The organism is Bacillus cereus group sp. BfR-BA-01309, assembly GCF_022664315.1.
GTDB classification, from domain to species: domain Bacteria; phylum Bacillota; class Bacilli; order Bacillales; family Bacillaceae_G; genus Bacillus_A; species Bacillus_A mobilis.
In genome coordinates, this window is the sequence record NZ_JAKUHE010000009.1 from 129,236 (window position 1) to 142,253 (window position 13,018).

Sequence of the window (13,018 nt, forward strand, 5' to 3'; positions counted from 1 at the left end):
ATCACTTACTATTTAAGGAGTGACAGGTATGCTCTCGTAATCTACACTCTCATTGGAATGATATGCATTTATATGAGATGCCCATTTTTCCTGAAATTTAGAAATCGTATTTGGAACCGCTTCTACTGCTCCAATAATTGGTGATACTGTTTTTACTGCCACTTTACGTGCCGTTTCTTTCACTTTCGGTAACACCTCTTCCATTTCTGCACCAGCACTTTGCATTTGTTCTTTTGCACCAAGAAAAGCAGATACTGTTTTTACCGCTAGTTTTCTTAGTCCCTTTCTCGCTTTCGGTGACGCCAATATAACCGCCGCTACCCCAACCGCTATGCCGATTGGTGATTTCATAAATCGAAACATGTACATTTCTCCTCACTTAATTTTTTCAAATCCACAAAATAAACAAAACCTATACAGCTAAGTACACATGTAATCCACTTCACCACATCCTTTTTTTGTAAAAAGTATATATCGAGTATATATTTTCGTTTGTATTATTTCAACAATTTATTAGTTTTTTGTAAATTTTGTGTTAATTCAAAAAAGTGTTTTGTGAATTTTTCTATTCTTATGCAAGGGGTCAGGTAATATATTCCATATTATTCTTACTCAATTGTTGAGATTATATTGAGAAATCATTTTGTTTTTTTACAAATTACAAACTAAGACATGCACTTTTACAAAACAAATTTTATATACTATAAAAAATGCCTCAAGGAGTGATTTTCATGAGCTTATCTTATTGGAAATACGCTATTCTTAATCATATTACTGCAAATTTTCGCACCTTCTTATTCAATATCATTGTCGCTATTTTAGGCGAAATCGCACTCTTTCTTGTCCTCAGTTTTATCCCAAAAAGATTTCATAAATTTTTCGCATAAAAAAGCCTGAGTTCCTATCTACTGTAGAACTCAGGCCATTTAGCTTTATTAAATATAGGGACTTGTTACATAGTGTTTATATTTGCGCCTTGAAATACCCCATCTAGTATTGCTACGAATATATCGGCGATTCTCCGGATATATCGACGATTTTTTAAATATATCAACGATTATTTCAATATATCGACGTTTCGACACAACATATCGATTTATCAACAAATTCCGACATAGCGAACCCGAAAAATACCCTGTCCCGGCGTAACTTACGAATCGCCGTACTTTCTTTTATTCGTACTTAAAATAATAAGAAATGCCACAGCTATTACAGCTAAAAAGCGAACTGGATTAAACGGCGTTCCTACCGTTTCATTAAAACGATGATAAATAAACGGGATCATCTCAAGTACCATTAGCCCCATCGCAATTTGAAACGTCTCAGCCATCGCTTTGTTTTTTATAAACGCAGCACGTTCATCACCTTGTTTTCCAATTGCTATAAACATTTTTATAATAGCAAACACTACAAATAAAAAGACACTTAACGCAATAATAAAAATCAAAACATCCATCAAAATACACCTCTTATATGTAAAACTTATTTGACAACAGTTTAACATCTTTCGCCCCGCATGTAAAATATCTTTTACATACAAAAAGACGACTGTTAAACAGTCGTCTTTTCCTATTTATTTCGGAGCATTCCCTACATATTGCGTAATATCAACATTTAAAGACTGCGCTAAACGCATTCCGTACTCTTGATCTGCACGGAAGAAGTTACAAACAGCTAGTAATTTCGTGCGCTCATTTACGTCTTTTAAGTCATTTGTTAAGTTTGCAATTAAGTTATCTTGCTCTTCTTTAGAGAATGAACGGTAACGCTCACCTGCTTGTTTGAAATCATTTGGTTTGTCAATTTTTTCACGAGATACGTAGCCTTCTACTTTCATAGTTGAATCCCGGTAAGTCGGGTCTTCAACTGGATTTTCAGTATGACGGCTCGGTTCGTAGTTAATTGTAGATGGATTTTGATTCATTTGCATCGCACCATCACGTTGTTGATTATGAACAGCTGCGTACGGGCAGTTTACTGGAATTTGTAAATAATTTGCTCCAAGACGGTAACGCTGTGTATCTGGATAAGAGAATAAACGACCTTGCAATAATTTATCTTCAGATGGTTCAATACCATTTACAGTTGCACTTGGAGAGAACGCCACTTGCTCTACTTCTGCAAAGAAGTTTTTCGGGTTACGATTTAACGTCATTGTCCCTACTTCAATTAATGGGAAGCGATCTTCTGGCCATACTTTCGTCGGATCTAATGGATCGAAATCTAAAGAATCCGTTTCTTCTAGTTGCATCACTTGTACGTGTAAATCCCACTTCGGATAATTTCCTTTTTCGATTGCATCGAACAAGTCACGAGTTGCATGGTTGAAGTCTTTCCCTTGTACTTCTTGCACTTCTTTTGCGCTTAAGTTACGTACACTTTGCTGTGGTTTCCAGTGATATTTAATGTAGACGATTTTACCTTCTGCATTAATCCATTTAAATGAATGGACACCGAAACCTTCCATTTCGCGATAGCTTGCTGGTGTACCGTAATCAGAGAACACCCATGTCATCATATGTGTAGATTCTGGACTTAACGTCATGAAATCCCAGTAACGATCTGGCGTTTGAATATTTGTATCAGGTGCTGGTTTTAAAGAATGCACCATATCAGGGAATTTAATTGCATCACGAATGAAGAAGACCGGTAAATGGTTACCTACAATATCGTAATTTCCTTCTTCTGTATAAAATTTAACAGCGAATCCGCGTGGGTCACGAGCTGTTTCTGGAGAACCTTGACCATGAATAACCGTTGAGAAACGAACAAATACAGGCGTTTCAGTTCCTTCATTTTGTAAAAACGCTGCCTTTGTATATTGCTTCATGCTGTTTTTCGTTACGAATACACCGTGAGCACCTGCACCACGTGCATGTACAACGCGCTCTGGAATACGTTCACGATCAAAGTGAGCCAGTTTTTCTACTAAATGATAGTCTTCTAATAATACCGGTCCACGGCGACCAGCTGTACGAGAATTTTGGTTATCTCCAACCGGAGCACCTTGGTTTGTTGTTAAGCGATTATTTGGATTCATCAGGGGGATCCTCCTCTTTATCTTTTAGGAATTATTATTTATTTAAAATTATTATAAATTAATTATTATTCAAAACTAAGTTCTTGTCAACTATTTCCTTCATTTTCTTAGAAACAATTTCAGCTAAGCAATCGATAAATACAGATTGTGAGTTTGGCATATTTGGTCTAAAATATGCTACGTTTAATTCATCAGTTACAACTTTACATTCATAATCGTTGTCATATAAAACTTCTAAATGTTCTGCCACAAAGCCGACTGGACAATATATGAAAGATTCATATCCATGCTCTTCAAATAAATCTCTCGTTAAATCTTGTACATCCGGTCCAATCCATGGATCCGGTGTATTTCCGGCACTTTGCCAACCAATTGTATAGTGTTGAATATTTGCAGCTGCTGCGATTAAATCCGCTGTATGTTGCAATTGCTCCACATAAGGGTCTCCTGCTGCAATAATTTTCTCTGGTAAACTATGTGCTGAAAAGATTACGACAGCTTTCTCTTTGTTTTCAATCTTTATACATGTTTCTTTTATTTGCTCTGCCCAATACGAAATAAATTTCGGTTCATCGTACCATTGTTCAATTGGTTCAATAACAGGACCACCGATTTCTTCCGAAAGACGAATAGCACGGTCATTATATGCTTTAATGCTAAATGTAGAATAATGCGGTGCTAATACGATACTAATCGCCTGCTCAATTCCATCTTTCTTCATCTCTTCTACTGCATCTTCTATAAATGGAGCTATATGTTTTAATCCTAAGTAACAAGTAAATTCATACTCTGTAAATATATTATTCATTGAATCTGTTAATTTATGCGCTTGCTCTTTCGTAATTTTTGCAAGTGGCGAAATTCCGCCAATCGCTTTATAGCGCCCGATTAAGTCTTGGAGTGCTTCTTCTGAAGGTTTACGCCCGTGGCGAATATGTGTATAGTACGCTTCTACATCATCTAATGATTCGGGCGTTCCATACGCCATTACGAGTAAACCTATTTTTTTCTTTGTCATCTATATAACACCTCACTTTTATAAAGTGAAACTTTAATCAGTGGGGGTTCTTCCTCCCCCACTGATTATTAACCCTCACCAATCGGACTTTTATGGGCAGTTGATCCCCCACCTAAATTCTTTGCTTTCGCTGAATTTTGAGGTGGGGGTCTTACTGCCCATTAAAGCGGGATAAATGAGAATCTTTTTCAAGAACATTTGTTTCCAATTATAACAACTAATAATAAGTACGTCAAAATAATGATTCTAAATAAGTATTATTTCTAATATAATTTCGAATTTTATTTGACACTTTATTTAATAAAAAGCGACTTACATAAAAGTAAGTCGCTTTTCTTCTATTCCTTAATGTTTACCCCATACTCTTTAAACCAAACGTGAATTTGCGCTAAATGAGCTAAAAGCTGAGGCCCCGTCATTAATTGACCGAACCAAGGCGATTGAAATGCACTGCCGCCTGACTCAATCAAGCCGCTCAATTGCTCTTTATCAAATAACTCGTGCAAAATTGATCCTTTATCCGTTAATAAATCTTGTAGCCATACTGTTACAGCTTTCGTATAGTGCGGATTATGCGTTTTCGGATATGGACTCTTCTTTCTATATAAGATGTCATTTGGAAGTAACCCTTCTAACGCTTTACGCAATAGACCTTTTTCGCGGTTTTTATACATTTTCATTTCCCAAGGAATATTCCACGCATATTCGACAAGTCGGTGGTCCGCAAACGGAACACGTACTTCTAAGCTTGCCCCCATACTCATACGGTCTTTTCTGTCTAATAATGTTGTCATAAACCATACCATGTTCAAGTAAAATAGTTGTCGTCTCTTTGCTTCAATTGGGCTTTCTCCTTCTAAAATAGGAACTTCTTGAATGGATTCTTCATAACGCTGCTGCACATATTGTTGTAAATTTAATTTATTTCTCCATTCTTTCTTTAGCAGTTGTTCACGTGCTTCTGTAGAGCGCATCCACGGAAAGGCACTCGATTGTAAATCATCTTCTCTATAAAACCACGGATAACCACCAAATATTTCGTCTGCGCATTCCCCAGATAAACCGACGACAAAATCTTGTTTAATTTCACGGCAAAACCATAATAATGACGAATCGATATCTGCCATACCAGGCAAATCACGAACGAGTACAGCTTCTGTTAAATACTGCGCTAATTGTTCATTTGAAATGACGCAGCGATGGTGAATCGTTTCAAACGTATCCGTCATTAAATGAATAAATGGCGCATCTGAATTTGGTTGGAATGCATTCGCTTTAAAGTATTTATCATTATCTTCATAATCAACAGAATATGTGTGTAATTGCCCTTTTCCTGACCTTGCATATTCTTTCGCAGCAATTGCTGTAATCGCGCTCGAATCTACACCACCTGATAGAAAAGTGCATAGTGGTACATCAGAAACGAGCTGCCTTGTAATCGCATCTTGTAATAAAAAGCGCGTTTTCTCTACTGTTTCTTCAAAGGAGTCTTCATGTTTTTTACTTTCTACATTCCAATATCTCCATATACATAAACCGTTCTTTGAAAATGTCATCGCATGACCTGGACGTAATTCTTTTATACCAGCATAAATACCGTGACCAGGTGTTCTAGATGGTCCAAGGCCGAATATTTCGGATAATCCTTCTAACGTTACTTCTGCCTTCACATCAGGATGAGCTAATATCGCTTTTAACTCTGAACCAAATAGTAATCGCCCACTATCATATTTATAAAATAGCGGTTTTACACCTAATCGATCTCGCGCAATAAATACTTGTTCTTTCTGTTCATCCCATACGGCAAACGCATATATACCGTTTAAATGATCGACACATTCTTCTTTCCATTCCATATACGACGCTAATAGTACCTCCGTATCAGAATGCCCTTTGAACGTATATCCTCTTCTTAATAATTCCTTTCGAATATCCTCTGTGTTATACAGTTCACCGTTATAACAAATTGCATAATTCGTTTCATCTTTTAAACAAGTCATCGGTTGTTTCCCGCCCTCAGGGTCCACAACGATTAACCGTTTATGCCCAAATGCGACATTGCCTTTAATCCAAACTTTATTATCATCTGGGCCACGTTTTGCTAACGTCTCAGCCATTTTCGTAACGACGTCCCGTTCTCCTTCTAATGAGCGTTTATAATCCACCCATCCTGTAATCCCGCACATATAAATCATCCTTCCATCCTATTTCTTTTCCTAAACGAGCAGTAATCCCCACCCTACAAGGTGCGGATCAAAAAACGAAAAACTTGACGATAACCTACTATCCACATATGGAATAGCATTTTCACTCAGTAAAACGTGTTTTATTGTATGCCCACCTATGTCTAGATGTGTCTAGTTATAAAGAATGCACGAACTGTCTATAACAGAAATAACTACTTTTCATAAAGGAGAAATCGTGTATGATACAACGTAACCATATTTTATATAACCAACCTCGCGCTCATACAGTCGGTAATGTAGAATATATAAACAATGAATGGGTATTCTTTGATGATGAAAATGATGAAGCATTTTTATTAGAAGATATTGCCGAAGATGGCTTTGAGATTTTATATAACAACAACTGGCTACCAGCTCGTTTCTACGAACAAGATGTATTACAAATCGCAAACGAACAGCACCACCTGCAAAACGGGGAAATGATAAGAATTCGAAAGAAATTACTTCTTAGCTATACGGAATGGCTTGAGGAATTACCTGACTCTGTCTTTACGTTATTAACCGAATCATTGCAATCACTTCATTACTCTTTATATGATTGCATGTATTGTCATAATTATTTATCTTTCTTACCGAAAGAGGAAACGCGCGAAGGAGTAAATATTCTTTTGTTCGATAACGAAGAGATGATTTGTACACTGCAGCACCATTTCGTTCGTCACGCTACGTCAAATAAAAACATGTTTCGTTTTACGAAAGCAAACGGAGAAGAGTTGCATATCGATGCGACATAAAATAAAAAAACCACCTTATCTCCCAAATATTTGAGATTATAAGGTGGTTTTATTTTTATTTAAATACGTACCAGCCAAGTGGTAATTTTAGTCCTAAGTATATTACCGCTACTAACGCAACAATAAATAAGCCCCAAACCGCCCCTGTTGGTTTGTTTTTGCTCATTTTTACAAGAACCATTTCCATTCCACCGATAACTAAAATACCAGCTAACATTTTCATGCCGTACCACATGTGCATGCTACCTGTTGCTGTCTTCACAATACTCATGTACAACATGAATCCTGTCACAATAATGAAGATATACACTAGACGAAGCCCCATATGTACACCCTTACCTTTTCTCCCTGCTGAATAAAGTGAATACGCAACGAAGAATAAAATTAAACCTAACGCCCATGCTGTAATATGCATATGTACCATCGTATCCCTTACCTCCTCTTTTCACACTTTTTCACTCTATATGATAACATGTTCATTTATTTTCAGGAAATGTTTCGCTTTTTTACATTTAAATGCTATAATATTTAGAGTATTTACAAACTTCTTGTAATAACAAAAGGGGGAACAATCATGATTCAAACTAAGGATATTATCGAACTTACAGACACATACGGGGCAAATAACTATCACCCACTTCCAATCGTTATTTCTAAAGCAGAAGGCGTTTGGGTAGAAGATCCTGAAGGAAACCGCTATATGGACTTATTAAGTGCATATTCTGCAGTAAACCAAGGTCATCGTCACCCAAAAATTATTAACGCTTTAATTGACCAAGCTAATCGTGTTACGTTAACTTCTCGTGCTTTCCATAGCGATCAATTAGGTCCTTGGTACGAAAAAGTTGCGAAACTAACTAATAAAGAAATGGTACTTCCAATGAATACAGGTGCAGAAGCTGTTGAAACTGCAATTAAAACAGCTCGCCGCTGGGCTTATGATGTGAAGAAAGTAGAAGCAAACCGTGCTGAAATTATCGTTTGCGAAGATAACTTCCACGGCCGTACAATGGGTGCTGTTTCTATGTCTTCAAACGAAGAGTACAAGCGTGGATTCGGTCCAATGCTTCCTGGCATTATCGTAATTCCTTACGGTGATTTAGAAGCGTTAAAAGCTGCTATTACGCCAAATACAGCTGCATTCATTTTAGAGCCAATCCAAGGTGAAGCAGGAATTAACATCCCACCAGCTGGTTACTTAAAAGAAGCTCTTGAAGTATGTAAAAAAGAAAACGTTTTATTTGTAGCAGATGAAATCCAAACAGGTTTAGGCCGTACTGGTAAAGTATTTGCTTGTGATTGGGACAATGTAACTCCTGACATGTACATACTTGGTAAAGCACTTGGCGGCGGCGTATTCCCAATCTCTTGCGTAGCAGCAAACCGCGACATTTTAGGCGTATTCGAGCCAGGTTCTCACGGTTCTACATTCGGTGGTAACCCACTTGCATGTGCTGTTTCTATCGCAGCTCTTGAAGTGTTAGAAGAAGAAAAATTAACAGAGCGTTCTCTTCAATTAGGTAAAAAATTAGTTGGGCAATTAAAAGAGATTGATAACCCAATGATCACTGAAGTTCGTGGTAAAGGGTTATTCATCGGTATCGAATTAAACGAGCCAGCTCGTCCTTACTGTGAACAACTAAAAGCAGCTGGTCTATTATGTAAAGAAACACACGAAAATGTAATTCGTATCGCACCACCTCTAGTAATCTCTGAAGAAGATTTAGAGTGGGCATTCCAAAAAATTAAAGCGGTATTATCGTAATAATAGAGAGGTTGTCCTACATGTTGGGACAACCTCTTTCTTTTTATATTGATTTATACTAAAATAAAGTTGTAATTTTCTGCCTTTTAAAATTGTAAAGGAGATTCGATATGTTATTAAGGTACGGCAAACATATTAACTATTTGGCTACATCTTTTATTTTAGTTACATTCTTTGGCTTCCTACTTTCCACAACATTGCTTATTAACTACTCAACTTCTACTACATTCACACTACTGAAAGCATCATTTTGGACTGCTGTTATTCTTACCATCATTGGTTTTGGACGAGAAAAAAGTGCACTTACCGTTATACTATTTGGCATTTGTACACTTGCATTCATTGGTCTTTACATTTTTTCTATTATTGATTACCTCTATAACCCAAGACCATAAAAAAGAGCTATCTTCGATAAGATAGCTCTTTTTTCATTTCACTACATTTCGCAAAGTACCAATGCCTTCTACTGTAATGACAACTTCATCACCAGCATGTAAAAACTTCGGTGGTGTTAAACCTTTTCCGACTCCAGCCGGCGTTCCTGTTGCGATAATATCTCCTGGTTCTAACGTCATGCCTTTACTTATCGTTGAAATAATTTCTTCTATTGAAAAAATCATTTTATTTGTATTTGAAGTTTGCCTTACTTCTCCGTTTACTACCGTTTCAATGTGTAACGCATTTGGCGTTTCAATCATTGATTTATGAATTAAATACGGTCCCATCGGACAAAATGTATCGAAACTTTTTCCAAGGAAAAATTGTTTATGCTTCCTTTGAATGTCGCGAGCAGTTATATCATTTATAATGGTGTAACCAAACACATGCTCAAGCGCTTTTTCTTTTTTTATTTGCTTCCCTCGCTTACCGATGATGATAGCTAGTTCTCCTTCATAGTCTAGTTCATTCGTTGCGTGGGGATGACTATTAATTTTTTCATCCATGCCAATAACTGTCGTTGGCGCTTTCGTAAAGATCATTATATTTTCCGGAATGGATTCTACTCCGCCCATTTCTATCGCATGCTCACGATAGTTTTTTCCAACGCAAAGAATATTCTTCCTTGGCCTTGGAATCGGTGCTAATATTTTCACCTCAGTTAACGGATAATACGCGGTTTCCCCATGCTCTTTTGCCCAATTTACAATTTCACATACTTTCTCAAAGCATGTGGTCCCTCTTTCAATATACTCTAGCATTGTAATGGGGATTGTAACCTTTTCCCCCTTTTGCCTTTGCGCTTCTCTTAAGTGCAATACCTTTTTTTCTTCTTCATCCACAATACCTACAAATACCTTTTCATCTTTTTTTGCCGTTACCAAACGCAATATTTCCACTCTCCATCCTAAAACTCATACCCTTTAATTGTATTCGCATCCGTAAGAAAAAAACCTTCTCATGCACGCTAATTTTTACAATATTCTTCCCCTATCCTATTCGTTACTCCTTTACATTTGACATAAAATGTAGAAAATTTACTTTTTTTAGCGAAAGTATTTCTTTTTTATGGGATTTTTGTATAATATGTACTACATATATACTAAAAATTTCATTTAGAGATGGAGCCGATTTCAATGTTTGAGCAAGCGATTGAAAAAAAACGTGAAAAAATGATTTATTTTGCTGAACGCTATGGAATGACTTCTCAAAAAACAGTGGATTGTAGCCAAGAACTGGACAGGCTCTTAAATGCAATTTGGCATGTACATACGGATTTTCACCCTAATCAAACACTCGATACACACACGCAATAACGCGTGTGTTTCTTTTATTTCAAAAAAACACACATTTTATTGAAAACGCCCATACAATAGTAGAAAAGAAAATTTTAAAAACGAAAGGTGTTTTGTATGCCAGCTATGGTCGGACATATTCGTATCGTCAATATTGGATCAAGTGGTATTTTTCATATTGGAGATGTATTTGCAATTAGGCCTATTAGTTATTCACGCGCTTTCGCCGGGGCCGGCTCTTTTAATGTTGGAGATAACGTTTCTGTCTACAATTATCAAAGCGCAACGACTGTTAATGACTCCGATGTAATTGATCAAGCGATAATTGGTTCAACTTAGAGGAGGCGATTGCATTGAATTTTTACGTAAACCAAAGCATCATCATTAACAGCATTAAAATTGATAGCATTACAACCTCTTCTGTATTTCAAATCGGTACTGCTGGAAGTATTAAAGCTCTATCTAAGTTCTCAAATACTGGCGGATTTACAGAACCCCTTCGCCCATTACAGGCGAAAGGACAAATTATTTCTATCAAACCATCAACTAGTTCTTCTTAAGACATCCTTGTCATAAATATATAGCAGGAATATATTTACCCTCCCTATTGAAAAGGAGGTTTCACAAATGAATCAAGATATATATACTTACTTACACCAACTTCAGCAAGCTCTTCAAACACAGCAAGCAGCCATCCTGAATTTAGAAGAACAAGTGCGTCAACTCCAAGAAGAGCTTAACGAATTAAAAAATCGCCCCTCCTCTTCTGTAGGAAAAGTGGAATACAAATTCGATCAATTAAAAGTAGAAAACTTAAATGGCACTTTAAATATTGGTTTAAACCCATTTTCAGCAAAAGGACAGCAAATTGAAGATTTCCAAGTAGATACAGAAACTTTGAAGGTCAACCCTGAGACTGACACAAATCCAGACTTTTACCAAGGGATTCTTCAAGAAATGCATCGTTACTTAGATGAAGAAGCATATAATCGGATTCTCCATTTTGAACAAGAAGAGAGAACGCCGCTCGATGAAATGTATCGACAAATGATGGTTGATGACATAAAAAAACAGATGGAGCATAGACTTCCTTATTATTTAACACAAGCGCAATCATATGAAGGGATTTCAACAGATCCAGACTATTTACGAGATATCATTATTCAAGCAATGAAACATGATATCGACAAAGCCTTCCTCTCTTTTATTCAACACATACCGGGCAATTTCCGAAAGGAGTAAGTATGTATGAATCTTAACGTTGTAAATCGTGAATTAAAAGTCGGACAGATTAAAATGAACGGTGTATCGTCATCTGCACTCTTTTTAATTGGGGATGCGAATCTCCTCATTCTATCTTCTATTCTTGATACACCATTTGAAACTGTAACAGAGGGTCCGTTTGTACCGTTAGTAACAGATGTCCCTCCTACTCCAGGTTAAGGAGACTGAGAAATTATGTTACATCATGTGTCTGTTGTCCAAAATGTTTCTATTATTTCTTTAGGGATTACTGCCGTATTTCAAGTTGGAGATGCAAATCAAATGGAGTTAAAAAGTAGGGCTCTTGCCGTCCACCGGGAAATTCCTTGTTATATAAAAGACGAAGGTCGCTTAGATGCATTTGAAATTTTTACAGATGAACATGTCACAATCCCAAAACGAACGACAGATGTAAAATTAAACATTGTCAATGAATGTCCTTTTATTGAAGTGAATGACGTTGAATTACGAACACTTTTAAATTCTGGTTGCTTTCAAATCGGAAATGTTGATTATGCTTTCAATAACTCTCGTATTATGCAAATCCGCCAATATATTACTGATGAACCTTCCGCTCCATAATTCATATAGTAATTAAAAAGCTTAGTAAAGTAGGTGGATGGTATGCCTTCCGTTGTTGGAAATCTCGTCGTTCAAAACAGTAATGGTTCTTTTAATTTAGGGGATTTTTATAACGTATCTCCGAAAGAGAATACGAAAGCTTATAATGGATCCGGAGCTTCCAATGTTGGATTTGTCGTGAATACTTTTAGCGGCGTTAGTGCAACAAATACGTTTGATTCTGATGTGGCCGATCAAGATCAGATCGGAACAGCGTAAAAAAAGTAGGAGATATTCTCCTACTTTTTTCTTTTATCTCATTCAAGATTATCAAAAAAATCACTGTTTACTGTTTCATTTTATTTAAATGATAATCCGCTCTCCTCCAAAGCCTTTCTAAGCTTCGACATAGATGCAGGTCCCATACCATGCAGTTTCGAAATTTCTTTTTCACTATATCGTGAGAGTTCTTCTACAGTACGAATGCCATGATGTTCTAATGCCCTTCTTGCTGGTGCTGATAGAAGAGAGAGAAAACCTTCTTTCGGCGTTCTCTCTTTCTCACAAGTCGGGCAAGTTGGACAATCGCTACTTTTGTAGTATTCATGTCCTTTTTCACACGTTCTTAACGTTTTTTCCGTTGCCATTTTCAAGTCCC

18 protein-coding genes are annotated in these 13,018 nt (G+C 36.7%); 10 read left to right on the forward strand and 8 right to left on the reverse strand.

Annotated features, from left to right (window positions below; all coding sequences use genetic code 11):
- Positions 1-12: 12 nt before the first annotated feature.
- The 5 genes from MR115_RS18250 to asnB all read right to left on the reverse strand — a co-directional run bounded on the left by MR115_RS18250 (position 13) and on the right by asnB (position 6,244).
- A complete protein-coding gene (locus tag MR115_RS18250) occupies positions 13-363 on the reverse strand; it encodes a YtxH domain-containing protein (protein ID WP_073517565.1) in 351 nt (116 codons plus the stop codon).
- 787 nt (positions 364-1,150) lie between these two features.
- Positions 1,151-1,456 (reverse strand): hypothetical protein, encoded by a 306-nt coding sequence (locus MR115_RS18255; RefSeq protein ID WP_242242225.1) that lies wholly within the window; start codon positions 1,454-1,456, stop codon positions 1,151-1,153.
- Between the two features lie 117 nt (positions 1,457-1,573).
- Positions 1,574-3,040, reverse strand: coding sequence for a catalase KatB (gene katB / locus MR115_RS18260; protein ID WP_061678712.1), 1,467 nt, complete (start codon positions 3,038-3,040; stop codon positions 1,574-1,576).
- Between the two features lie 58 nt (positions 3,041-3,098).
- A complete protein-coding gene (hemH, locus tag MR115_RS18265) occupies positions 3,099-4,058 on the reverse strand; it encodes a ferrochelatase (RefSeq protein ID WP_242242226.1) in 960 nt (319 codons plus the stop codon).
- Positions 4,059-4,396: 338 nt separating this feature from the next.
- Positions 4,397-6,244, reverse strand: a complete 1,848-nt coding sequence (gene asnB / locus MR115_RS18270) for an asparagine synthase (glutamine-hydrolyzing) (RefSeq protein WP_097816576.1) — start codon at positions 6,242-6,244, stop codon at positions 4,397-4,399.
- Between the two features lie 239 nt (positions 6,245-6,483).
- Here asnB and MR115_RS18275 point away from each other — a divergent pair, with 239 nt between their 5' ends.
- Positions 6,484-7,038: a DUF2777 domain-containing protein gene (locus MR115_RS18275; protein ID WP_088028979.1), complete on the forward strand. Its 555-nt coding sequence runs from the start codon at positions 6,484-6,486 to the stop codon at positions 7,036-7,038.
- A 55-nt stretch (positions 7,039-7,093) separates the two neighbouring features.
- Here the strand turns inward: MR115_RS18275 and MR115_RS18280 are convergent, their stop codons facing one another.
- Positions 7,094-7,462, reverse strand: a complete 369-nt coding sequence (locus MR115_RS18280) for a YisL family protein (protein ID WP_061676282.1) — start codon at positions 7,460-7,462, stop codon at positions 7,094-7,096.
- Between the two features lie 150 nt (positions 7,463-7,612).
- Between MR115_RS18280 and rocD the strand changes: the two genes are divergently transcribed.
- Entirely contained in the window at positions 7,613-8,803 is a 1,191-nt protein-coding gene (rocD, locus tag MR115_RS18285; protein WP_242242227.1) for an ornithine aminotransferase, read from the forward strand.
- Positions 8,804-8,913: 110 nt separating this feature from the next.
- Positions 8,914-9,198, forward strand: a complete 285-nt coding sequence (locus MR115_RS18290) for a hypothetical protein (protein WP_060629921.1) — start codon at positions 8,914-8,916, stop codon at positions 9,196-9,198.
- A 33-nt stretch (positions 9,199-9,231) separates the two neighbouring features.
- On the opposite strand, the gene MR115_RS18295 is transcribed toward MR115_RS18290, so the two are convergent.
- Positions 9,232-10,131 carry a fumarylacetoacetate hydrolase family protein gene (locus MR115_RS18295; RefSeq protein ID WP_242242228.1) on the reverse strand — a complete coding sequence of 300 codons (900 nt, stop codon included), beginning with the start codon at positions 10,129-10,131 and terminating at the stop codon, positions 9,232-9,234.
- Positions 10,132-10,377: 246 nt separating this feature from the next.
- Here MR115_RS18295 and MR115_RS18300 point away from each other — a divergent pair, with 246 nt between their 5' ends.
- The 7 genes from MR115_RS18300 to gerPF all read left to right on the forward strand — a co-directional run bounded on the left by MR115_RS18300 (position 10,378) and on the right by gerPF (position 12,639).
- Positions 10,378-10,557, forward strand: coding sequence for an aspartyl-phosphate phosphatase Spo0E family protein (locus MR115_RS18300; protein ID WP_000462840.1), 180 nt, complete (start codon positions 10,378-10,380; stop codon positions 10,555-10,557).
- A gap of 96 nt (positions 10,558-10,653) precedes the next feature.
- Positions 10,654-10,875 (forward strand): spore germination protein GerPA, encoded by a 222-nt coding sequence (gene gerPA / locus MR115_RS18305; protein ID WP_001111187.1) that lies wholly within the window; start codon positions 10,654-10,656, stop codon positions 10,873-10,875.
- Positions 10,876-10,889: 14 nt separating this feature from the next.
- The gene (gene gerPB / locus MR115_RS18310; RefSeq protein ID WP_001012508.1) at positions 10,890-11,096 is read left to right on the forward strand and encodes a spore germination protein GerPB; all 207 of its coding nucleotides are present in this window, start codon (positions 10,890-10,892) and stop codon (positions 11,094-11,096) included.
- Positions 11,097-11,163: 67 nt separating this feature from the next.
- Complete coding sequence (gene gerPC, locus MR115_RS18315) at positions 11,164-11,778, forward strand: spore germination protein GerPC (RefSeq protein ID WP_063263235.1); 615 nt, start codon at positions 11,164-11,166, stop codon at positions 11,776-11,778.
- 6 nt (positions 11,779-11,784) lie between these two features.
- On the forward strand, positions 11,785-11,979 hold the full coding sequence (gerPD, locus tag MR115_RS18320; protein WP_001052807.1) for a spore germination protein GerPD: 195 nt from the start codon (positions 11,785-11,787) through the stop codon (positions 11,977-11,979).
- A 15-nt stretch (positions 11,980-11,994) separates the two neighbouring features.
- Entirely contained in the window at positions 11,995-12,381 is a 387-nt protein-coding gene (locus MR115_RS18325) for a spore germination protein GerPE (protein WP_098884175.1), read from the forward strand.
- 42 nt (positions 12,382-12,423) lie between these two features.
- Positions 12,424-12,639 (forward strand): spore germination protein GerPF, encoded by a 216-nt coding sequence (gerPF, locus tag MR115_RS18330; RefSeq protein WP_001141570.1) that lies wholly within the window; start codon positions 12,424-12,426, stop codon positions 12,637-12,639.
- Between the two features lie 80 nt (positions 12,640-12,719).
- Here gerPF and MR115_RS18335 read toward each other — a convergent pair whose 3' ends face one another.
- Positions 12,720-13,007, reverse strand: coding sequence for an RNA polymerase alpha subunit C-terminal domain-containing protein (locus tag MR115_RS18335; protein WP_242242229.1), 288 nt, complete (start codon positions 13,005-13,007; stop codon positions 12,720-12,722).
- Between the last annotated feature and the right edge of the window lie 11 nt (positions 13,008-13,018).

Excerpts from the sequence above, each read along its gene's own strand:
- gerPD (WP_001052807.1), top strand. The coding sequence starts at position 11,785 with ATGAATCTTAACGTTGTAAATCGTGAATTAAAAGTCGGACAGATTAAA.
- MR115_RS18335 (WP_242242229.1), bottom strand. The coding sequence starts at position 13,007 with ATGGCAACGGAAAAAACGTTAAGAACGTGTGAAAAAGGACATGAATAC.
- MR115_RS18325 (WP_098884175.1), top strand. The coding sequence starts at position 11,995 with ATGTTACATCATGTGTCTGTTGTCCAAAATGTTTCTATTATTTCTTTA.
- MR115_RS18255 (WP_242242225.1), bottom strand. The coding sequence starts at position 1,456 with ATGGATGTTTTGATTTTTATTATTGCGTTAAGTGTCTTTTTATTTGTA.
- rocD (WP_242242227.1), top strand. The coding sequence starts at position 7,613 with ATGATTCAAACTAAGGATATTATCGAACTTACAGACACATACGGGGCA.
- katB (WP_061678712.1), bottom strand. The coding sequence starts at position 3,040 with ATGAATCCAAATAATCGCTTAACAACAAACCAAGGTGCTCCGGTTGGA.
- MR115_RS18290 (WP_060629921.1), top strand. The coding sequence starts at position 8,914 with ATGTTATTAAGGTACGGCAAACATATTAACTATTTGGCTACATCTTTT.
- MR115_RS18280 (WP_061676282.1), bottom strand. The coding sequence starts at position 7,462 with ATGGTACATATGCATATTACAGCATGGGCGTTAGGTTTAATTTTATTC.
- gerPA (WP_001111187.1), top strand. The coding sequence starts at position 10,654 with ATGCCAGCTATGGTCGGACATATTCGTATCGTCAATATTGGATCAAGT.
- hemH (WP_242242226.1), bottom strand. The coding sequence starts at position 4,058 with ATGACAAAGAAAAAAATAGGTTTACTCGTAATGGCGTATGGAACGCCC.
- MR115_RS18250 (WP_073517565.1), bottom strand. The coding sequence starts at position 363 with ATGTTTCGATTTATGAAATCACCAATCGGCATAGCGGTTGGGGTAGCG.
- MR115_RS18275 (WP_088028979.1), top strand. The coding sequence starts at position 6,484 with ATGATACAACGTAACCATATTTTATATAACCAACCTCGCGCTCATACA.
- gerPC (WP_063263235.1), top strand. The coding sequence starts at position 11,164 with ATGAATCAAGATATATATACTTACTTACACCAACTTCAGCAAGCTCTT.
- gerPF (WP_001141570.1), top strand. The coding sequence starts at position 12,424 with ATGCCTTCCGTTGTTGGAAATCTCGTCGTTCAAAACAGTAATGGTTCT.
- asnB (WP_097816576.1), bottom strand. The coding sequence starts at position 6,244 with ATGTGCGGGATTACAGGATGGGTGGATTATAAACGCTCATTAGAAGGA.
- MR115_RS18300 (WP_000462840.1), top strand. The coding sequence starts at position 10,378 with ATGTTTGAGCAAGCGATTGAAAAAAAACGTGAAAAAATGATTTATTTT.